The sequence below is a fragment of the Mesorhizobium sp. BR1-1-13 genome, from assembly GCF_020165515.1.
Lineage (GTDB): Bacteria > Pseudomonadota > Alphaproteobacteria > Rhizobiales > Rhizobiaceae > Mesorhizobium.
The window spans coordinates 267,604-287,564 of sequence record NZ_JAIUIH010000001.1 but is presented as its reverse complement, the minus strand read 5'-3'; the positions used below and the strand labels follow the sequence as shown (position 1 = coordinate 287,564).

The window sequence follows — 19,961 nt, the reverse complement described above, 5'->3', positions numbered from 1 at the left end:
GAAGAAGTGCTCAATGCCTGAAGTGTCTCACGCCGGTGAACACCATCGCGATACCGTGTTCATCCGCAGCGGCGATGACGTCGTCGTCGCGCATCGAGCCGCCGGGCTGGATGACGGCGGTGGCGCCGGCCTCGATGGCCGACAGCAGGCCGTCGGCGAAGGGGAAGAAGGCATCGGAGGCGACGACAGAGCCTTTGGTCAGCGGCTCTGCCCGGCCTGCCGCTTCCGCGGCGTCGAGTGCCTTGCGGGCAGCGATGCGCGAGGAATCGACGCGGCTCATCTGGCCGGCGCCGATGCCTACCGTGGCGCCGTCCTTTGCGTAGACGATGGCGTTCGACTTGACGTGCTTGGCGACGCGGAAGGCGAATTTCAGGTCGGCCAGTTCGGCCGGCGTCGGCGCCCGTTTCGTCACCACCTTGAGTTCGAGGTCGTCGACGACGGCATTGTCCCTGCCCTGCACCAGCAGGCCGCCGGCAACGGATTTGACGGTTGTGCCGATCGCGCGCGGATCCGGCAGGCCGCCGGCGACCAGCAGGCGCAGGTTCTTCTTCGCGGCTACGATCGCTGCCGCTTCGTCGGTGGCGCCTGGCGCGATAATGACTTCGGTGAAGGTCTTCACGATCTCTTCGGCCGCCTCGGCGTCGAGGACGCGATTGACAGCGACAATGCCGCCATAGGCCGAGACCGGATCGCAGGCCAGCGCCCTGGCGTAGGCGGCTTTCAGCGTCGAACCCTCGGCGACGCCGCACGGGTTGGCATGCTTGATGATGGCGACGGCGGCCGAGCGCGCCGGGTCGAACTCGCCGGCCAGCTCGAAGGCGGCGTCGGTATCGTTGATGTTGTTGTAGGAAAGCTGCTTGCCCTGAAGCTGGCGCGCGGTGGCCACGCCCGGCCGCTTGTCGCCATTGACGTAGAAGCCGGCGCCCTGGTGCGGGTTCTCGCCATAGCGCATCACAGTCTCCAGCCTGCCGCCGAAGGCGCGCCAGGTCGGGTGCTCGATCTCCAGCGCCTCGGCGAACCAGCCCGAGATTGCGGCGTCATAGCTGGCGGTGCGGGCAAAAGCCTTGGCCGCGAGCTTCTTGCGGAAATCCAGCGAAAGCGAGCCGATATTCATCTCCAGCGCATTGAGCACGGAGGCATAGTCGCCGGGATCGGTGACTATGGCGACATAGGCGTGGTTCTTGGCCGAGGCGCGGATCATCGCCGGGCCGCCAATGTCGATGTTCTCGACGATCGCCGCGTAGTCGGCGCCGGAGCGGCGGACTTCCTCGAACGGATAGAGATTGGAGACGACCAGGTCGATCGGCTCGATGCCATATTTGTGCATCGCCGCGGCGTGCTCGGGATCGTCGCGCACGCCGAGCAGGGCGCCATGTACCGACGGATGCAGGGTCTTGACGCGGCCATCCATGATCTCGGGAAAGCCGGTGAGCTCGGAAACGTCGCGAACCGCCAGGCCCGCATCGGCGATCGCTTTTGCCGTGCCGCCGGTCGACACCAGCTCGACGCCGGAAGCGGCGAGCGCCCTGGCGAGATCGATGAGGCCGGTCTTGTCGAAGACGGAGAGCAGCGCGCGACGCACGGGAACGAGGTCGGGAGCGGGAATGTTCTTGGCGGCGACGGCCATGGGCGTGCTTTCACGGCTGGAGGGGCAGGCCCGCGCCGTATCATATGAGATCAGGAAATCAAGGCGCAAGCTCGGTCAGCGCAGGCGCGGTCAGTCGTTTTCGGGATACCCGGCGATAGAGGTGCGGGTGAGCTGCCAATGGATTTCGGCGATGTCGGACGGCTTGAAGGCAAGCACGATCTGCCGGCTGCGGCGCGGGCCGCCGAGACCGGCGAAGTAGATCGATTCCTCGACCTCCGGCACCATCTCGGTGCAGGTGAACACCCAGCTGTCGGCCTGCTCGGCGGTCAGCACCAGGCGGTCATGCTCGTCCTGCAAAAGGTTGATGTCGGGATGGACGTGGAAGCGCACGGTGACGAAATCGCGGCCATTGTTGCGGATCGCCGCACCTCCAGGACGCAGGAAGCGGTCCCTGCCGGTCAGCACATTGCCGTTCGAGGACAGTTTCAGCTCGCGCTCGTGGAGGAAACCGAAGCGCTGGATATAGCCGTCATGGCGGGCGATGAAGCCTTGAACGCCCTTCTGGTCGATACGCTTGCACTGCACATGCTGCGGGCCGCCGATCAAAGGTGACCCCAGAAGATCGTTGATGCGCAGCGAATGGCTGAACCGCGCCGACGAGGTGTCGTTGATGGTGGCGGTCGAGTGCGCGGCAGTGGCGCGGGCCAAGGGCCGGAATTCGGCGGCGCCATAGGTGTCGATGCCGGCATTGACGATGTAATGCTGGCGGCCCGACGACAGCTCGAACGCAAGGCAGCTGGCATGGGCGGCATTGGAGACGTGGACGGGCGGCGGCAGGCCGGTGTCGGCGATGACGGTGACGCCACCCATGGACAGCCGCTCATAGCCCGAATGCGGTGCATGCAGCAGCGGCGAGCCGGCGGTGTCGTCGTGGCGCAGGATGCTGGCGATGCGGTCATGGATGGTGGCGCCCATGCCGTTGAAGCGGGCGAGGCTGCCGTCCTGGTGGCGAAAGAAGCGCAGCGCCGGCAGCATCCTGTCGATGGCGCCGATCAGGGCCTGTGGCGGCGCTTCCGCCTGGTTGGCGTAGGTCTGCCGCAGCGGCAAAAGGTCGGCGAGGATTTCCAGCACCGCCATCGGGTTGCGCGAGATGTGGCCGCCATCGGGAAGGATCTGGCGGTCGAGTTCCTCGGCGAGGTTGCGGGTGGCGCCGCGCAGCGCCGATGCGGGCGCCGGCAGCGACAGGGCGGCGAAGGCGAGGGCGATGCGGGCGCGCAGCCTGTCCTTGCCGTCAGGCATTTCGCGCGCCATCGACCTGAGGTAGCGGATCTGGACGGCCAGCGATTTCAGGAAGGCGCGGTAGAACGGGAATTCAGCGCCTTGCAACACGATAGAGGAATGCTGCAGCCAGGCGATGATGCGCTTGGCGGCCGTGCCGGGCTCCCAGGCGATGCCGGAAATGTTGTTTCCATGCGTGGCGATCCAGTCGGACACCAGCGCACGCGCATTGGCGGCGGCAAGCTCCGTGCCGGCGGCGCGCATGTGTCGCAGCCAGCGAAAGCCATGCAGCGTCTTCTGCCAGCCGTAATTGGGAACGCTGATCTGGAAGGGCGACTTGCCGCCGGTCTCGACCATATGTCCCGACAAGGGATAACGGCCATAGTAGATCTCGAGCGCGATCTGGGGATCGGCCAGCCGCAGGTCCGGCGGCGCGATCAGGACCCGTTCGGGGGTGCGGCCGGAATAGCGCCAGCGATAGACCGGTCCGGCACGCAGGCGCCGGCGCGTTTTGCGCCAAAACTCCTTCGCGACAAGCGCCCACAGACGCGTCGTGTTGCCGGCAGCAAGTGCCAAAACCCCTCCTGATCGTCCTCTATCCCAACGGCAAGCTTATCTGATTCAACGATTCATGCGAAGGCGAATTCCCGCGAGCGGTGACGCTCCGCCTGGCTTGGCCGCGGATGCTCCCCAAAAAAGTCAGCAACTTCCTAGGCTTAACCCCCAGAGCGGTTCAGCGCCCGATGGGCATCCATACTCCGCTCCAGATCCTTGTTCCACGCAATTCCGGGCGGAGAATCGTCACGCAGCTTTCATGGACCTGCCTTAGCCGGCGCGGCGCATGCGCGCGGCGAAAAAACCGTCGAGACCGGAACGTTGCGGCGAGCCGAGATCGAGGTCGGCTGGTGTGGTGCGCAGCGTCCCTTCCTGCGTCAGGAAGGGATCGATGCCCGCGATCTCTCCGGCGCGAAGCGGGTCGGCAACGACGCCAGGCGTGGCGGCGAGGAAGGCACGGTAAAGCTCCTCGCCTTCGAGCGGGTCGAGCGAACAGTTCGAAAAGACGATCTTGCCGCCCGGCTTGACCAGGGTGACGGCGCGCGCGAGCAGCCGGCGCTGGAGATCGGCGAGCTTCTCGACATCAGCCATCGTCTTGGTCCATGGCACGTCGGGATGCCGCCGCACCGTGCCGGTCGAGGAGCAGGGCGCGTCGAGGAGGACGGCGTCGAACAGCTCGCCCGGCTCGTACTGGAGAAGGTCGGCCTGCACGATATCCGCCGACAGGTGGAGACGTTCGAGATTCTGCGCCAGCCGCGCCAGCCGGTTCTTCGAGGTGTCGACCGCGGTGACGCGTGCGCCGGCCACGATCAATTGGGCGGTCTTGCCGCCGGGCGCGGCGCAGAGATCGGCGACGCGAAGCCCGCCGACATCACCGAGCAGCCGGGCAGGCAGGCCGGCTGCGGCATCCTGGACCCACCAGGCGCCTTCGGCGAAGCCGGGCAGTTCGGTGACCGGGCCGGCAAGCTTCTCCACCCGAATCGTGCCGGTCGGCAGGACAATACCGCCGAGCCTTTCGGCCCAGTGCTCCGGATCGGCCTTGACCGAGAAGTCGACCGGGGCCTCCTGGCGGTGGGCGGCGAGTATCCGTCTGGCCTCGTCCACGCCATAGGCGGCCTTCAGACGGTCGGAAAACCATTTCGGCGCTTCGTCGGTGGTAGCAAGGGCCTCTGGAAGTTCAGATTCCTTGACCCGCGCGAGCGTGCGCAGCACACCGTTGACCAGGCCGGCAAAGCGCAATGTGCGCGGATCGGACTTGGCATGGGTGACGGCGAGGTCGACCGCGGCGCTGTCGGGAATGTCGAGGAACAGGATCTGCGCGGCCGCCACATGCAAAATATGCGACAGCGCAGTGGCATTGGCCGGCAGCGGTTTCTCCAGACGCCGCGCCAGCAGCCCGGCAATGGTCATGCGGTAGCGCAGCGCGGTGACCAGAATGGCGCGCACGAGACCGCGATCGCGCAGGTCTAGCGCCTTGTATTGCGGATGGCCGTTCTCATGGTCGGTCAGGCCATCCAGAGGCGTCCTGGCATCGACGACGGCGGCCAGCAGCCGCGCAGCCGCCTTGCGGGCGGCAAGGCCGGCAACGAACTCGCCGTCCTTGTTGTGTTCCTGACCACCTGTGCGTCGAGGTGCTCTGCCCGCCACGCTCACGACCACGGGCCCTTGGGCCCGGTCGGATTGCGACCCCACGGATTGGATTTGGGCTCTGCCGGCGGTTCCGGCGCGGCCGGCTTGCCCCACGGTCCTGCCGATTGCGGCTCGTCGGCCTGCGGCGGCACTGGCGCCTGGCGCTGCGGGGACCGCGATGCGCCCCCGCCCATGCGCTGCGCCATCGCTTGCAGCGCGGCGATGCGATTCTCGGTGCTCGGGTGGGTGGAGAACAGACTGTCCATGCGCTCGCCGTGCAGCGGGTTGATGATGAAGAGATGAGCCATCGCCGGGTTACGCTCGGCATCCGGGTTGGGTATGCGTTCGGCGCCCCGGGCGATCTTGTCAAGCGCCGAGGCCAGCCAGAGCGGGTGTCCACAGATTTCGGCGCCGCGCCGGTCGGCCTCGTATTCGCGGGTGCGGCTGACCGCCATCTGCACGATCATCGCGGCAAAGGGCGCCACGATCATCGCCGCCAGCACGCCGACAAAGCCGAACGGGCTGTTGTTGTCGCGGTTGCCGCCGAGGAAGAAGGCGAAATTGCCAAGCATCGAGATGGCACCGGCGAAGGTCGCGACAATCGTCATCGTCAAGGTGTCGCGGTGCTGGACGTGGGCGAGCTCGTGCGCCATCACCGCGGCCACTTCCTCATGCGTCAGCCGTTGCAAAAGGCCGGTGGAAGCGGCGACCGCCGCGTTCTGCGGGTTGCGGCCGGTGGCGAAGGCGTTGGGCTGCGGATTGTCGATCAGGTATGTCCTAGGCATCGGCAGGCCTGCCTGCTTGGCCAGTGCCTGCACGATGGCGTAATATTCGGGCGCGTTCTTCTCGTCGACCTCGACGGCGCGGTTCATCGACAGCACCATCTTGTCGGCGTTCCAGTAGCTGAACAGATTGGTGGCGGCGGCGATCAGGAAGGCGATCATCATGCCGCCCGTGCCGCCGATCAGGAAGCCGACGCCCATGAACAGCGCGGTCATCGTGGCAAGAAGCATGGCGGTGCGAAGTGTGTTCATCGTCTGCTCCCGTCCAAGTCGTGATGTAAGGGGGTCGATCCTCGTGGGCTCATCGCTATATGATGGGAAACGCCGGTACCCGTTTCAATCGGCCTGTTTCAATCCGCCGGAATATCGCATGAACAACGAGACCAGTAAAACGCCTGCCACGGATGACGACGCGCGGCTGAAGACGCTGACGCCCGCCGCCCGCCGCGCGCTTGAAGAGGCCGCGGCGCGGCGCGAGAACTACCGCCGCAAAGAAGCGGCGGTGCCGAAGGAAATCGGCGGCCGCGGCGGCAAGGAGCCCGGCCGCTACGGCGACTGGGAGGTCAAGGGCCTGACCAGCGATTTCTAAGGTATGCTGAGATTCAGGTGAGGCCGGCCTGCAAGCGTTGGTTTCCTGCGCTTCCGGTGCTCACGTACTTTAGTACGCTCCGCTCCGCTTCTCGGAAACCATCGCTTTCGACTCGGCCTGACCTGAATCTCAACACACTTCGAGAGGGCGTTGCATTACAATCTTTAGGCGGCGCTGAGTTGCGGCTCGAGCGCGATCCAGCCGCGCTCGTCGACGGTGACGCCGATGGCGTCGTAGCCAGCGATCGCGGCATGCTGCGTCGCCAGGGGATGCCGGTGCGTAGCGTTTATGACCATGACCGCTGCGCCCGCCGCCTCGGCCGCCGTGATGCCCGCCGGGGCATCCTCGAACACGAGGCAATCGCGCGCATCGACGCCGAGCCGCGTCGCGCCGAGCTGAAAGCAGTCGGGCGCCGGCTTGCCGCGCGAAACATCTTCCGCCGCGATCAGCACGGCCGGGACGGGGATGCCGGCAGCCCTCATGCGCAAGAGCGCCAGTTCCCGCGGCGCCGAGGTTACGATCGCCCAGCGCTCCGGCGGGAGCGCGTTGAGAAACGCGGCGGCGCTGGCGATCTGAACAATGCCCTCCAGATCGGCGGCTTCGGCCTTGAGCAAGAGGTCGGCCTCATGCGCCGGATCGACGCCGGGGAGCGCCAGACCCGCGATCGTCTCGATCGCCCGCACGCCATGGATCGTCGGCAGGAAGGCGGCGACGTCGAGCCCTTGCCGCCGCGCCCAGTCGCTCCACACCCGTTCGGCCGAGGCAATGGAATTGATGAGCGTGCCGTCCATATCGAAGAGGAAGGCGGCGAATTTTCTGCCTGCGTACATGATTTTCCTTGATTTCGGGGAGGGTCTTTCGAGGGAGCGCCGATAGTAACGTCCCGGCACCGGCATTGGAAGCCGCGCGGCCTCCTTTTCGGCCATTTCCCCTTTTCGGCCAGTCCCCTTTTCGGCAAGTCCCTTTTCCGCAAGTCAGGGAACCGCGATCCGCCTCCGGCGTTTCAACTTCGCTGCTTTTCCACGACCATCGAAGGGGGACGCGATGCTGATTCGGCTCGGCTACGAAATGGCCATTGAATGCGCTGGAGCCACGCCGGTGATTTCGCTGCTCGATATTCACAGGGACAGGCAGGCCGACATCAAGCGGCAGACGCGCATGCTGACGTCGCCCGCGGTTTCGACCAGGCTCTACAGCGATCTGCATGGCAATTCGTGCCGCCGCTTTACCGCACCCGCCGGCACTTTTCGCATCCTCTACGATGCCGTGGTCGAGGACAGCGGCGAGACGGACGAGGTCAACACGCTGGCACGCGAGGTGCCGGTGGCCGAGCTGCCCGACGAGGTGCTGTTTTATCTGCTGGGCAGCCGCTATTGCGAGACCGATCACCTGAGCCAGCTCGCCTGGGAGCTTTTCGGCCGTTTGCCGTCCGGCTGGGCGAGGGTGCAGGCGATCGTCGATTACGTCCACAACCGCCTGTCCTTCGGCTATGGCTATGCCCGCTCGACCCGCACCGCGGCGCAGGCCCATGAGGAGCAGGTCGGCGTCTGCCGAGACTTCGCCCATCTGGCGATCACGCTCTGCCGCTGCATGAACATTCCGGCACGCTATGTGAATGGCTATCTCGGCGACATCGGCGTGCCGGCCGATCCGGCGCCGATGGATTTCTCGGCCTGGATGGAAGTGTTTCTCGACGGCAAGTGGTACACGTTCGACCCCCGCCACAATGTTCCGAGGATCGGCCGCATCGTCATCGCGCGCGGACGCGATGCCACCGACGTGCCGTTGCTGCACAGTTTCGGCCCGCACCGGCTCAGCCTGTTCAAAGTGTGGACCTACGAACAGGAGAACAATCTGTTCAACCCGCCCTACCACGCCATCGACAGGACGGTCACCGCGCAGATGCTGGCCTGATCCAGGTTTCCATGCATCCATACTGCCTCGCATTGGCACAGGTGCCGCTGTGCCGTGGCGGGACACGGCGGGCGCCCTGTGCCGCCACATGCAGGATTTAGGTAAGCGCTTGGTAAATGCCGCCCGAACGCAAGCATCGGCGTTTACCGATCATTTACCTTTCCATTCTTGAAAGCAAAGCAAAAACAATAATCTAGTCCCTCATGCGCGGCCGCTGACCGCGCCCGGCCGGAATCCTGCATCGATCCGGTTGCCCGGCGACGAGGCCGGGGCGAGCGGAGAGAGAACGATGCGGATTTTCGGGGGCCTTGTGGACGCGGCTGGCGATTTTGCCAGGCATCGCGGCGGGAATTTCGCCATCCTGTTCGGATTCGCCGCCTCGGTCCTGGCACTGGGCGTCGGCTTCGCCGTCAACATCACCCAGCTCTACAATGCCAAATCGAGTCTGCAGAGCGTGGTCGACGCCGCGGTGACGTCGACCGCGCGGGACCTGACGACCGGCGTCATCAAGGAAGCCGATGCCAACAAGTCGGTGCAGGCCTTCCTCGACGCCAACAGCACGGCCGGCATCCTGCAGGCTAACCAGATCGTGCTTGACAGGCTGACAGTCGACAGGACCGCCAGGACGGTGCAGGCGGACGCCCATGTCGACGTCGCCTTCTATTTCCCGCTGTTCGGCACGCGCGACATGCAGCGCGTTCCCGCCTCGACGACGGCGCTCTATTCCGACAAGCAGATCGAGGTGGCTATGATGCTCGACATCACGGGCTCGATGGCGAAGCGGGGCAAGGTCGACAAGATCGGCGATCTGAAAGCAGCTGCGAAAAACGCCGTCCGGACGATGCTCCAGAACCAGGATCCGAAGAACCCCCGCATCCGCGTCGCGATTGTGCCTTACGCATCCGGCGTGAATGCCGGCAAGCTGGCCGAAAACGTCTATGCCGAGAAGCCGGCGAGCTCTGAGCTGCCACCCGTGGCCGGCAGTTCGCTTCTTGTCGCCAAGACGGGCAAAAATTTGCTGCCGTCCTTCAGCGACTACATTTCCATTGTTGGCGCGGCGATGCCACGCCCCGATAATTGCGCCACGGAGCGCAAGGACAAAAATGGCGATGCGGATTTGACTGCCGACGGCCCAGATACGGTTCGCACGGACAAGAACGGCAAGAAGTACTACGCCCTGGTCAACCGGGATGATCATCTCGATGGCGGCGGAATGAACAAGTGCCCCGATGCGGAAGTGATCCCGCTGACCGCCGATTCCGGCGCATTGCTTGATTCGATCGACGACTTCCAGGCTGAGGGTTATACCGCCGGCGCGATCGCCATTCAGTGGACCTACTATATGCTGTCGCCGCAATGGCGCGCTGCGATCAAGAATGCCGGCCTCGGCAACGGCGCCTCGGACGTCAACGCGAAGAAGATCGCCAAGGTCGCGATCCTGATGACCGACGGCCAGTTCAATACCGCCTTCGCCGGTGCCGGGGGCCGCTACAACAGCCAGGGCAATCTTGCGCGCGGCAACGCCGAAACGCTGTGCGGCAACATGAAAAATGACGGCATCGAGATTTTCACCATCGGCTTCGACCTGAACAACAAGGACATGTCGGCACCCGAGCGGGATCAGGCAAAGGCGGTGCTGAAGGACTGTTCGTCGAAAGATGCCTCCACCGCTCAAAAACATTATTTCGAAGTGTCGACCGGGGTGGAATTGGACGCCGCCTTTCAGGAAATCATCCGCAACACCGAAAAGGTCGCGCTGACCCAGTAAGCCGCACAAGGAAAAGGCCGCCGCTTCTTTCGAAGCAGGCGGCCTTCCGTGTTTCCGTCCATGGCGCGGCTCCTGGCGGCAACCCGAGGGGTCGCCCGCCGCGCATCTCGCGCCTTAACGGGAAGACTGCTTCCCGAAAGTGCAATCCGCTGAGGCCACGTTCTGGAAAACGAAATCACTCGACATCGGATCACCTCCTTTCAGTTTGTTGAACATGCACTGATGATGGGGTGCGTTGCAGCAAAAGACAAGACGCCGGATGGAAAAAGACGTTTTCCCGGCTTGGCCGCGTCCTTTCGTGCAAGCGGGTTGCGGCCAGCGGTTCAAGCGGACAAGATCGGCCTACCGAATTCAGGGGGGACGGCATGGACGCTACCGAAAGAGCAGCACGCATCGTTCGCACGGTCGTCGAGGCGTTGAAGCCGGGCTTTGCCGTCAGGCTTTGGACCGGCGAGCGCATCGGTCCGGCCGGCGGCCCGGTGCTTGCCATCAACGACCAGGACATCGTCTGGCAACTGGCCCGCCGGCCAAATTTCTCGACGCTGGTCGAGATGTGGATTTCCAAGGCGGTGGATGTGGAGGAGGGGTCGCTGTTTGATCTCTATGCGCTGCCTTCGCAGGGCAAGCTGCGGTTCAACGCGCTGCCGAAGCTCGCGATCATGCGCGACCTGCCGGCCGTGCTGTTCTCGCGAAGGCAGATGACGCAACGCGCCGATCTCGCCGGGCAAAATCCCTTTGTCAGCGGCTCCAACAAGCAGGCGATCCAGCATCATTACGACATATCGAACGCCTTCTACGGGCTCTTCCTCGACGAGCGCATGGTCTACAGCTGCGGGTATTTCAAGGATTTCGCCAACGACATCGACCAGGCTCAGGCCGACAAGCTCGAGCATATCTGCCGCAAGCTCCGGCTGAAGCCCGGCGACCGCCTGCTCGATATCGGCTGCGGCTGGGGCGCGATGCTGATCCATGCGGTGAAGCATCATGGCGTCATCGGCCATGGCGTCTCGTTGTCGGAGGCCCAGACCGGGCTCGCGCGCGAGCGCATTCGGGCCGAGGGGCTGGAGGACCGGATCACCATCGAGATAAAATCCTATGCCGAGCTCACCGGAAGCTTCGACAAGATATCCTCGATCGGCATGTTCGAGCATCTGGGGCTGGCCAATCACGCCGCCTATTTCTCGACCGTCCATCGCCTGCTCAAGCCGGGCGGCATCTATCTGCATCATGCCATCACCAGGCGCAGCAAGGGCAGCATTAAAAAGACCTTGCGCAAGGGCTCGGAATACAAGGCGCTGATCAAATACATCTTCCCGGGTGGCGAGATCGACACGATCGGCATGACGTGCGGCAACCTGGAAGCACACGGCTTCCTCGTCCACGACGTCGAGAATCTACGCGAGCACTATGCCCGCACCTGCCGGCTGTGGGCAGAGCGCCTGCATGCGCGCTTCGACGAGGCCATCGCCGAGGTGGGAGAAGCCAAGGCGCGGCTGTGGCTGCTTTACCTGGCCGGCTGTTCGATCGCCTTCGATCGCGCCTCGGCGCAGATTTTCCAGACGGTCGCCACCAGGCGGACGCGGGGCCCGAGCGGCCTGCCGCCGACGCGGGCGGACCTTTACCGCTAGTCAGGCGAATCGCATCCCGTCGCCGACCTTGACTTTGGCCGCGCGGTCGACCGTGCAGTAGACGCCGAGATTGTGCGCGTTATGACGCACCAGATTGCGCAATATCGCCGGATCGTTGTCGAAACCGTCTTGGGCGATGATGGTGAAGCCGCAGCGGCGGCACGGCTCGGAGATGGTCAACAGCAGGTCGCCGACGGCCAGCTTCCTGCCGATCCATTCGGTTTCGGGAAACGAGCCTTCCACCGCCGCCATGTCGACGACGATGTTGGGGCGAAAGCGGCGCGGGTCGGGAGTGCCTTGCGGGTGCAGCGCCTTTAGGCGCGCCAGGGAGGCGGTGGTCAACAGATGGATCGGCGCCTTGCGGTAGCGCGCCTCGGTCAACGGGCCGGTATAGGCCGGCGGAGCGTTCTCCAGGCCGAACGGACGGATCGAGGCCGGAAAGCCTAGATAGTCGGAAACGGCACGGTCGCTTTCGGCGCCGGGCGCCGCCAGCCAATCTGCGCCGGGAATCGCGATCTCGAGCCTGCGGTCGCCCGTCAGCCGGGTGCGGATGCGCGGCACGTTGTGCCACTTCGGCTCGCGATCGGGACGGGCGATCTCATTGTCGGAGGCATCGACCAGGCCGAACATGCGGTCGCCTTCGATGCTCTCGGTGCCGACCGCGATCGTCTCCAGGCGTTCGCCGGCAAGCGAACTCGCCGGATAGCGCCAGAGTTCGGCAACGCTGCCTATCGCGGCCATGGCCGGCGTCAGCCTTTCTTGTTCTGGCGGTTGGCGACGAGGTCGTCGACGACGGCCGGATCGGCGAGCGTCGAGGTATCGCCAAGGGCGCCGAAATCGTCCTCGGCAATCTTGCGCAAGATGCGCCGCATGATCTTGCCCGAGCGGGTCTTGGGCAGGCCCGGTGCGAACTGGATCTTGTCGGGCGTGGCGATGGCGCCGATCTCCTTGCGGACATGGGCGAGGAGTTCCTTGCGCAAGTCCTCGCTCGGCGTCTCGCCGGCCATCAGCGTGACGTAGCAGTAGATGCCCTGGCCCTTGATTTCGTGGGGATAACCGACGACGGCGGCTTCCGAAACCTTGTCGTGGCTGACCAATGCGGATTCGACCTCGGCCGTGCCCATGCGGTGGCCGGAGACGTTGATGACGTCATCGACGCGGCCGGTGATCCAGTAATAGCCGTCGGCATCGCGGCGGCAGCCGTCGCCGGTGAAGTACTTGCCCTTGTAGGTCGAAAAATAGGTCTGCACGAAACGGTCGTGATCGCCATAGACGGTGCGCATCTGGCCGGGCCAGGACTCGGTGATGCACAGATTGCCGTCGGCCGCCCCTTCAAGCACCTTGCCCCCGCCGTCAACCAGTTGCGGCTTGACACCGAAGAAGGGCCGCGTGGCCGAGCCGGCCTTGAGGTCGGTGGCGCCCGGCAACGGCGTGATCATGATGCCGCCGGTCTCGGTCTGCCACCAGGTGTCGACGATCGGCACCTTGGCGTTGCCGACGACGTTGAAATACCACTCCCATGCCTCCGGATTGATCGGTTCGCCGACCGAGCCCAGCACGCGCAGCGATTTGCGCGACGCCTTTTTCACGTGGTTGTCGCCGGCGCCCATCAGGGCGCGCAGCGCCGTCGGCGCGGTGTAGAAGATGTTGACCTGGTGCTTGTCGATGACTTCCCAGAAGCGCGACTGCGAGGGGTAGTTGGGCACGCCCTCGAACATCAGCGTGGTGGCGCCGTTGGCGAGCGGCCCGTAGACGATGTAGCTGTGGCCGGTGACCCAGCCGACATCGGCGGTGCACCAGTAGATGTCGCCATCATGATAGTCGAAGACATATTGGTGCGTCATCGAGACGTAGACGAGATAACCCGCCGTGGTGTGCAGCACGCCTTTCGGCTTGCCGGTCGAACCCGACGTATAGAGGATGAACAGCGGGTCCTCCGCCTTCATCTTCTCCGGCTTGCACTCAGCCTTAACGGTCGCGGCCTCTTCGTGGTACCAGACGTCGCGACCCGGCGCCCAGCCGATCTTGCCGCCGGTGCGGCGGACCACCACCACCTTTTCGACCCTGGTGCCGGCTTTTGCCGCGATCTCGATTGCCTTGTCGGTGTTCTCCTTCAAGGGGATCGGCTTGCCGCCGCGCAGGCCCTCGTCAGCGGTGATGACGATGGTCGACTTGCAATCGTCGATGCGGCCGGCGAGCGCGTCAGGCGAGAAGCCGCCGAAGACGACCGAATGGATGGCGCCGATACGCGTGCAGGCGAGCATCGCATAGGCCGCCTCCGGGATCATCGGCATGTAGAGGGTCACGCGGTCGCCCTTCTTGACGCCGTGCTTCTTCAGCACGTTGGCGAAGCGGCAGACATGCGCATAGAGCTCATTGTAGGTGATCTTGCGGTCGTCGTAGGGGTTGTCGCCTTCCCAGATGATGGCGGTCTGCTCGCCGCGCTTCTTCAGGTGGCGGTCGATGCAGTTGTAGGAAACGTTGGTCTGGCCGTCCTCGAACCATTTGATCGAGACCTTGCCGTCGAAGGAGGCGTTCCTGACCTTGGAGAAGGGTTTGAACCAGTCGATGCGCTTGCCGTGCTTGCCCCAGAACCTGTCCGGATTCTTCACGCTGTCGGCGTACCATTTGAGATAGGTGTCGTTGTCGATCAGCGCATTCTTCTTCCAGGCCGGCTGAACGCGGTGGACATGAACCTCGGACATTCCTGCTTTTCCTCCCGAAACCGACGCCGGCTTGAAACGCCAGCGGGATCGCGGCGACGCGGCCGCGAATTCGCGCGCATTATTAACAGTTCCGCGATGACGGCAACATTAGACGTTGGGTTTGCGCGGCGGGATGCCGCACATGGGCCCGCGGCTGCTGTCAGCACTTGCACCGAACGGCTGCTAACTTCATGTTTTCGCGGGCTAAAGCCGGTTTCGATCAAGAAAAAATCAATAGACGGTTAAGCAACCGCGCGCACAATCGGTTGTTGGGAGGAAGGAGAATCAACCCGGGGAGCAAAAATGCGCGACCAGCTTGAAATGGACCTGATGCTGCGGGGCTATGGCCTGACCACGGCCAATATCCTTTATCATTTCCCAGACCATCCGCATCTCTTGCAGAGCTTCATATGGCAGGACTACGACATCGCGCCGAAGTTTCCGGTGCTGGTCCGCTTCATCGAGTTCTGGAAGACCAAGCTCGAGGGGCCGCTGCATTCGATCAGCTACACGCACCAGAAGCTGATCGCGCCCAACGAGTGGCGCAAGGTCGACGGCGAGTTCGTGCTGCATTAGGGGCGCTGCTTCGAGGTCGTGACATCGGCGCTCTACGGCGCTCCCCTCTGTCCTGCCGGACATCTCCCCCCCACATGGGGAGATCGGCAGCTTTGCTAACAGCGCTATCCCTTCACGTTGGAAATTGGCGAAAGCCGAGGTGACATCCAATCTTCCCCTTGTGGGGGAGATGTCCGGCAGGACAGAGGGGGGCGCTGCCCCGCTAACCTTCGGCTCTAGCGGTCGGACACGCTCAAACCGCTGGCGGGCTCAGCCGGGCAAAGCCCTCCTGGCGGCGATAGGGAAAATAAGGGTAGGGCGCGGTGACTTCGCTTGCCGCATCGAGTTTCCCGATCTGCTCCGGCGTCAGGGTCCAGCCGACGGCGCCCAGGTTCTGGCGCAACTGCTCCTCGTTGCGGGCGCCGATGATGACGGATGACACGGTCGGGCGCTGCAACAGCCAGTTGATGGCGATCTGCGGCACGGTCCTGCCTGTCTCCTGCGCCACCGCATCGAGGGCCTCCATGACCCGGTAGAGGTGCCCGTCCTCGACCGGCGGTCCGAAGCTCGCGGTGTCGTGCAGCCGGCTTTTGTCGGGCAATGGCTGGCCGCGACGGATCTTGCCGGTCAGGCGGCCCCAGCCGAGCGGGCTCCAGACCAGCGCGCCGACGCCCTGGTCGAGGCCGAGCGGCATCAGCTCCCATTCATAGTCGCGACCGACCAGCGAATAGTAGACCTGATGCGCGACATAGCGCGGATAGCCGTGCCTGTCGGCCAGCCCGAGCGACTTCATCACCTGCCAGCCGGAGAAATTGGAGACGCCGACATAGCGCAATTTGCCGGCGCGCACGAGGCCGTCCAGCGTCGACAGCACTTCCTCGATCGGCGTGCCGGCATCGAAGGCATGCAGCTGCAACAGGTCGATGTAATCGGTGCCGAGCCGCTTCAGCGCGGCGTCGACGGCCTTGATCAGCCGCGAACGCGAGGAGCCATAGTCGGCCGGCCCGTCGCCCATCGGCAGCGAGGTCTTGGTCGAGATCAGCACGCCATCGCGCCGGCCCTTGATCGCCTCGCCGAGCACGTCTTCCGAGGCGCCGTTCGAATAGACATCGGCGGTGTCGAATAGATTGACGCCGGCCTCAAGGCAGATGTCGACCAGCCGCCGCGCTTCCCTGGCGTCGCTGTTGCCCCACGCGCCGAACAGCGGGCCGGAACCGCCGAAGGTTCCCGCTCCGAACGACAGCACCGGCACTTTCAGGCCCGATGCGCCAAGATTTCGATAATCCATTTTCTTACTCCTGATGGTTTGGAAAGAAGTCGAATCGATCCGGCTTTGCCGGCGAGCTTCACGACCGGACGCAGACAGGCGCGCCGAGCGCGGTGCCGCGGTCGAGACGCAGGGCCAGTCCCCCCACGGCGAGTGCCGCGACCGGCAGCAGCGCGGCGACCCAGGTGAGCGAACCCAGGCCAAGACCTTGGGCGATGACCACGCCGCCGAGCCAGGCGCCGGCGGCATTGCCGAGGTTGAAGGCGGCGATGTTGAAGGACGAGGCGAGGCTCTGGCCAGCACCTTGTGCCTTTTCCAGCACCCACATCTGCAAAGGCGCCACAGTGGCGAAAGCGGCGGCGCCCAGCAGGCCGACATAGATCACGGCAAACACCTGGCTGTGGATAGCGACGCTCATGGTCGCCAGCACCAGGGCGAGCACCACGAGACTGCCGAGCACCGCCGGCACCAGCCAGCGGTCGGCGATCTTGCCGCCGGCGATATTGCCGGCGATGAGGCCGCCGCCGAAGACGAGCAGGATCGGCGAAACGGCCGCTTCCCTGAAGCCGCTGATCTCGGTCAGCAACGGCGCGATGTAGGTGAAGACGGCGAAGACGCCGGCATAGCCGAGAACGGTGATGGCGAAGCCGAGCAGAACCGGCGTGCGGCGCAGCACGGCGAGATCGGCGCGCAGGTCGCTCTTCTCGGGAGTTGCTTGGCTGCGCGGCACCAGTGCCAGGATGACGGCAAAGGCCGCGAGACCGACCGCGGTCACGGCCCAGAAGGTGGCGCGCCAGCCGAAGGCCTGGCCGAGCCAAGTGCCAAAGGGAACGCCGAGAATGTTGGCGATGGTCAAGCCGGTGAACATGAGCGCGATCGCCGACGCCTTCTTGTTGGGCGCGACCAGTCCGGTGGCGACCACCGAGCCGACGCCGAAGAAGGTGCCATGGGCAAAGGCGGTGATGACGCGCGCGCCCATCAGCGTCCAATAATCAGGCGCCAGCGCACAGGCCAGATTGCCAAGGGTGAAGATCGCCATCAGCGCCAGAAGCACCGTCTTGCGCGGCCAGTTGCCGGTGGCGATCGTCAGCAGAGGTGCTCCGATGACGACGCCCAGCGCATAGCCGGAAATCAGTTGGCCGGCGGCCGAGATCGAGACGCCGAGATCTTTGCTGACGTCGATGAGCAGGCCCATGATGACGAATTCGGTGACGCCGATGCCGAAGGCGCCGGCGGCGAGAGCATAGAGAGCGAGAGGCATGATGTTTCCACTTCGGCGGTGACGGGCGCGCTGTCCAGGCCGCGCCCCGACCGGGAAGATCGTGTGGCCATGCGATGTGAACCAGACTTGCTCCAGGCATACTTTCTGTGAAATAGATTCACAGATGGCGAGATCCGACATCAACCGTTCCGGCGAGATCGAAGTGTTTGTGCGCGTCGTCGAGGCGGGCAGCTTTTCGGCGGCGGCACGTGCCTTGCGCATGACTCCGTCTGCGGTGAGCAAATTGATCGCGCGGCTGGAGGCCAGGCTCGGCGCGCGGCTGGTCAGCCGCTCGACGCGCAAGCTGCAACTGACGCCGGAAGGCACTGCTTTCTACGACAGCGGCATGCGCATCCTCGCCGACTTGGACGCAGCCGAGCGCGAGGCGGCCGCCGGGGCGGCGCCGCGCGGCCGGTTGAGGGTCAACAGCTACGTGCCGTTCGGCCACCACCGGCTGATGTCGTTGCTGCCTCGGTTTCTCGAACGTTATCCCGAGATTTCCGTCGACGCCGTGCTGACAGACAGCGTGATCGACCTTCTGGAGGAGCGCGCCGATGTGGCGATACGCGCCGGACCCTTGCGCGAGTCACGGCTGGTGGCGCGCAAACTGGGGCAGAGCCGGATGGTGCTGGTAGCAGCACCATCCTATGTCGAAGCGCGTGGGACGCCGCGCACGCTGACCGATCTCGGACGTCACAATATGCTGGCCTTCGGCTTTGCGCGGCATATAGACGGCTGGCCTTTTGTCGAGGCGGCAGGTGCGCCGGTCATCGTCCCGGTTGTCGGAAACGCAACGCTGACCGACGGCGAGGCGATGCGGCGGATGGCGCTGGCGGGAGGCGGAATCGCTCGGCTGGCGCGCTGGCATGTCCAGCCGGACATCGACGCGGGGGCATTCGTCCCGTTGCTGGAGGAATTCAACCCAGGCGACGAGGAGGCCACCCATGCCGTCTATGTCGGCCAAGGCAAGCATCTGCCTGCGCGGGTGCGGGCCTTTCTCGATTTTCTCTCGGAGGTCGTTCGCCTCTAACTCTTTGTTTTGACGCGATTCTGGACAGAAAAACCGCACACACTTTTCTTGGAATTGCTCTAACCGAGAAGCCGCGTACCTAAGGCACGCGGCTTCGAAGCAGGCTCGAAAACGATCAGGCCTTCGGCACGAACGGCACCGGACGCCGGCCGGCGGCCTGCCGCTCCAGCATCCAGCCAGGATATTCGGCCGGCAGCGCGCTCACCTCGTCCAGTCTGGCAAGATCATCGGTATCAAGTTTGAGGTTCGTGGCGGCAAGATTCTGTTCGAGCTGATCCATGCGGCTGGCGCCGATGATCACGCTCATCACGAAGGGCTTGGCCAGGACATAGCCGAGCGCCACGGTGGCGACGCTGACGTCATGCTTTTTGGCGATCTCGCGCATGACCGCGACCGCCGCCCAGGCGCGGTCCTCGTTGACCGGTGGGAAGTTGAAGGAGGCGCGGCGGCCCTCGCCATTGCCTGGCGCGCCGGGGCCGTATTTTCCGGACAGCAGGCCGCCGGCCATTGGCGACCAGACCATAAGACCGAGCTTCTCTTCGTTGATCAGCGGTACGATCTCGCGCTCGAGATCACGACCGGCGATCGAGTAATAGGACTGGATGGTTTCAAAACGGGCAAAGCCCTTGCGGTCGGCTATGCCGAGCGCCTTGGCGATGCGCCAGGCCTGCCAGTTGGAGACGCCGACATAGCGGACCTTGCCGCTGGCAACGAGATCGTCCAGTGCCCGCAACGTTTCGTCGATTGGCGTCACCGCGTCGGTTCCGTGCAGCTGATAGAGATCGATATGATCGAGCTGCAGCCGTTCCAGGCTGGCATCAACCGAATCCATGATGTGGCCGCGCGAGGAGCCGCGCTGGTTCGGGCCTTCGCCCATGGCGCCGTGAACCTTGGTGGCGATGACCACGCTCGACCTGGCAACGCCGAGGTCCCTGAGCGACTGGCCGAGCAGGCGCTCGGATTCGCCGAAGGAATAGACATCGGCCGTGTCGAAGAAATTGACCCCGGCGGCGAGCGAGCGGCCGACGATCTCGTTGACGCCTTTCTGGTCGAGGCTGGCGATCAGGCCCCATTGGGCATTCTGGCCGGCCGCGCCGAAGGTCATGGTGCCGAGGCAGAGTTCGGAGACGAACAGGCCGGTATTTCCGAGCTGGTTGTAGCGCATGGCGAAAGCTCCAGAGATTTGTGATGACACAAAACAAATAGGAACGGTACGTTTCGTTTCCAGCACTGGCATAATCAGCCAGTTGAACTGGACCACTCTTGCCGGTGATAGGAACTATCGGAGAATGGACCGCTCGGATCATTGGGTTCGGGCGGCGATTGACCTCCTCGACAAATTCGTCATCCCAGACGGGGCCGGAGAGAAGATATTGCGGTTTGCGGCCCCTTTTTCGCGCGACTGTCTTACC

At 64.4% G+C, this 19,961-nt stretch carries 16 protein-coding genes; 6 read left to right on the top strand and 10 right to left on the bottom strand.

Features of this window, described 5'->3' with window-relative positions:
- Positions 1-10: 10 nt before the first annotated feature.
- The 4 genes from purH to htpX all read right to left on the bottom strand — a co-directional run bounded on the left by purH (position 11) and on the right by htpX (position 6,084).
- Positions 11-1,627, bottom strand: coding sequence for a bifunctional phosphoribosylaminoimidazolecarboxamide formyltransferase/IMP cyclohydrolase (purH, locus tag LB533_RS01440; RefSeq protein ID WP_140641116.1), 1,617 nt, complete (start codon positions 1,625-1,627; stop codon positions 11-13).
- Between the two features lie 90 nt (positions 1,628-1,717).
- The gene (locus LB533_RS01435) at positions 1,718-3,442 is read right to left on the bottom strand and encodes a heparinase II/III family protein (protein ID WP_140641118.1); all 1,725 of its coding nucleotides are present in this window, start codon (positions 3,440-3,442) and stop codon (positions 1,718-1,720) included.
- Between the two features lie 249 nt (positions 3,443-3,691).
- Positions 3,692-5,074, bottom strand: a complete 1,383-nt coding sequence (locus LB533_RS01430; protein ID WP_181169418.1) for an RsmB/NOP family class I SAM-dependent RNA methyltransferase — start codon at positions 5,072-5,074, stop codon at positions 3,692-3,694.
- Positions 5,071-6,084 (bottom strand): zinc metalloprotease HtpX, encoded by a 1,014-nt coding sequence (gene htpX / locus LB533_RS01425; RefSeq protein ID WP_140641122.1) that lies wholly within the window; start codon positions 6,082-6,084, stop codon positions 5,071-5,073. Before htpX ends, LB533_RS01430 begins: the two co-directional genes overlap by 4 nt.
- Positions 6,085-6,202: 118 nt before the next feature.
- Here htpX and LB533_RS01420 point away from each other — a divergent pair, with 118 nt between their 5' ends.
- Entirely contained in the window at positions 6,203-6,421 is a 219-nt protein-coding gene (locus tag LB533_RS01420; protein WP_140641124.1) for a DUF1674 domain-containing protein, read from the top strand.
- A 164-nt stretch (positions 6,422-6,585) separates the two neighbouring features.
- Here LB533_RS01420 and LB533_RS01415 read toward each other — a convergent pair whose 3' ends face one another.
- Positions 6,586-7,251: an HAD-IA family hydrolase gene (locus LB533_RS01415; RefSeq protein ID WP_140641126.1), complete on the bottom strand. Its 666-nt coding sequence runs from the start codon at positions 7,249-7,251 to the stop codon at positions 6,586-6,588.
- Between the two features lie 214 nt (positions 7,252-7,465).
- On the opposite strand from LB533_RS01415, the gene LB533_RS01410 reads away from it, so the two are divergent.
- The 3 genes from LB533_RS01410 (at position 7,466) to LB533_RS01400 (ending at position 11,731) form a co-directional block, all read left to right on the top strand.
- On the top strand, positions 7,466-8,335 hold the full coding sequence (locus tag LB533_RS01410) for a transglutaminase-like domain-containing protein (protein ID WP_224676486.1): 870 nt from the start codon (positions 7,466-7,468) through the stop codon (positions 8,333-8,335).
- Between the two features lie 289 nt (positions 8,336-8,624).
- Complete coding sequence (locus tag LB533_RS01405) at positions 8,625-10,103, top strand: TadE/TadG family type IV pilus assembly protein (protein ID WP_140641130.1); 1,479 nt, start codon at positions 8,625-8,627, stop codon at positions 10,101-10,103.
- Between the two features lie 365 nt (positions 10,104-10,468).
- Complete coding sequence (locus LB533_RS01400; protein WP_140641132.1) at positions 10,469-11,731, top strand: SAM-dependent methyltransferase; 1,263 nt, start codon at positions 10,469-10,471, stop codon at positions 11,729-11,731.
- On the opposite strand, the gene LB533_RS01395 is transcribed toward LB533_RS01400, so the two are convergent.
- Positions 11,732-12,472 carry an MOSC domain-containing protein gene (locus LB533_RS01395; RefSeq protein ID WP_140641134.1) on the bottom strand — a complete coding sequence of 247 codons (741 nt, stop codon included), beginning with the start codon at positions 12,470-12,472 and terminating at the stop codon, positions 11,732-11,734.
- A gap of 8 nt (positions 12,473-12,480) precedes the next feature.
- A complete protein-coding gene (gene acs, locus LB533_RS01390) occupies positions 12,481-14,436 on the bottom strand; it encodes an acetate--CoA ligase (protein ID WP_140641136.1) in 1,956 nt (651 codons plus the stop codon).
- 303 nt (positions 14,437-14,739) lie between these two features.
- Between acs and LB533_RS01385 the strand changes: the two genes are divergently transcribed.
- On the top strand, positions 14,740-15,012 hold the full coding sequence (locus LB533_RS01385; protein ID WP_140641138.1) for an usg protein: 273 nt from the start codon (positions 14,740-14,742) through the stop codon (positions 15,010-15,012).
- A gap of 232 nt (positions 15,013-15,244) precedes the next feature.
- On the opposite strand, the gene LB533_RS01380 is transcribed toward LB533_RS01385, so the two are convergent.
- Together LB533_RS01380 and LB533_RS01375 are read right to left on the bottom strand one after the other, a co-directional pair.
- A complete protein-coding gene (locus tag LB533_RS01380) occupies positions 15,245-16,279 on the bottom strand; it encodes an aldo/keto reductase (RefSeq protein WP_140641140.1) in 1,035 nt (344 codons plus the stop codon).
- A gap of 58 nt (positions 16,280-16,337) precedes the next feature.
- Positions 16,338-17,519: an MFS transporter gene (locus LB533_RS01375; RefSeq protein ID WP_140641158.1), complete on the bottom strand. Its 1,182-nt coding sequence runs from the start codon at positions 17,517-17,519 to the stop codon at positions 16,338-16,340.
- Between the two features lie 124 nt (positions 17,520-17,643).
- Here LB533_RS01375 and LB533_RS01370 point away from each other — a divergent pair, with 124 nt between their 5' ends.
- Positions 17,644-18,549 (top strand): LysR family transcriptional regulator, encoded by a 906-nt coding sequence (locus LB533_RS01370; protein ID WP_140641160.1) that lies wholly within the window; start codon positions 17,644-17,646, stop codon positions 18,547-18,549.
- Positions 18,550-18,664: 115 nt separating this feature from the next.
- Here the strand turns inward: LB533_RS01370 and LB533_RS01365 are convergent, their stop codons facing one another.
- On the bottom strand, positions 18,665-19,714 hold the full coding sequence (locus tag LB533_RS01365; protein ID WP_140641162.1) for an aldo/keto reductase: 1,050 nt from the start codon (positions 19,712-19,714) through the stop codon (positions 18,665-18,667).
- Between the last annotated feature and the right edge of the window lie 247 nt (positions 19,715-19,961).

Bases quoted from the DNA above. Each gene is read 5' to 3' on its own strand.
- purH (WP_140641116.1), bottom strand. From the start codon at position 1,627: ATGGCCGTCGCCGCCAAGAACATTCCCGCTCCCGACCTCGTTCCCGTG.
- htpX (WP_140641122.1), bottom strand. From the start codon at position 6,084: ATGAACACACTTCGCACCGCCATGCTTCTTGCCACGATGACCGCGCTG.
- LB533_RS01420 (WP_140641124.1), top strand. From the start codon at position 6,203: ATGAACAACGAGACCAGTAAAACGCCTGCCACGGATGACGACGCGCGG.
- LB533_RS01415 (WP_140641126.1), bottom strand. From the start codon at position 7,251: ATGTACGCAGGCAGAAAATTCGCCGCCTTCCTCTTCGATATGGACGGC.
- LB533_RS01410 (WP_224676486.1), top strand. From the start codon at position 7,466: ATGCTGATTCGGCTCGGCTACGAAATGGCCATTGAATGCGCTGGAGCC.
- LB533_RS01405 (WP_140641130.1), top strand. From the start codon at position 8,625: ATGCGGATTTTCGGGGGCCTTGTGGACGCGGCTGGCGATTTTGCCAGG.
- LB533_RS01400 (WP_140641132.1), top strand. From the start codon at position 10,469: ATGGACGCTACCGAAAGAGCAGCACGCATCGTTCGCACGGTCGTCGAG.
- LB533_RS01395 (WP_140641134.1), bottom strand. From the start codon at position 12,472: ATGGCCGCGATAGGCAGCGTTGCCGAACTCTGGCGCTATCCGGCGAGT.
- acs (WP_140641136.1), bottom strand. From the start codon at position 14,436: ATGTCCGAGGTTCATGTCCACCGCGTTCAGCCGGCCTGGAAGAAGAAT.
- LB533_RS01385 (WP_140641138.1), top strand. From the start codon at position 14,740: ATGCGCGACCAGCTTGAAATGGACCTGATGCTGCGGGGCTATGGCCTG.
- LB533_RS01380 (WP_140641140.1), bottom strand. From the start codon at position 16,279: ATGGATTATCGAAATCTTGGCGCATCGGGCCTGAAAGTGCCGGTGCTG.
- LB533_RS01375 (WP_140641158.1), bottom strand. From the start codon at position 17,519: ATGCCTCTCGCTCTCTATGCTCTCGCCGCCGGCGCCTTCGGCATCGGC.
- LB533_RS01370 (WP_140641160.1), top strand. From the start codon at position 17,644: ATGGCGAGATCCGACATCAACCGTTCCGGCGAGATCGAAGTGTTTGTG.
- LB533_RS01365 (WP_140641162.1), bottom strand. From the start codon at position 19,714: ATGCGCTACAACCAGCTCGGAAATACCGGCCTGTTCGTCTCCGAACTC.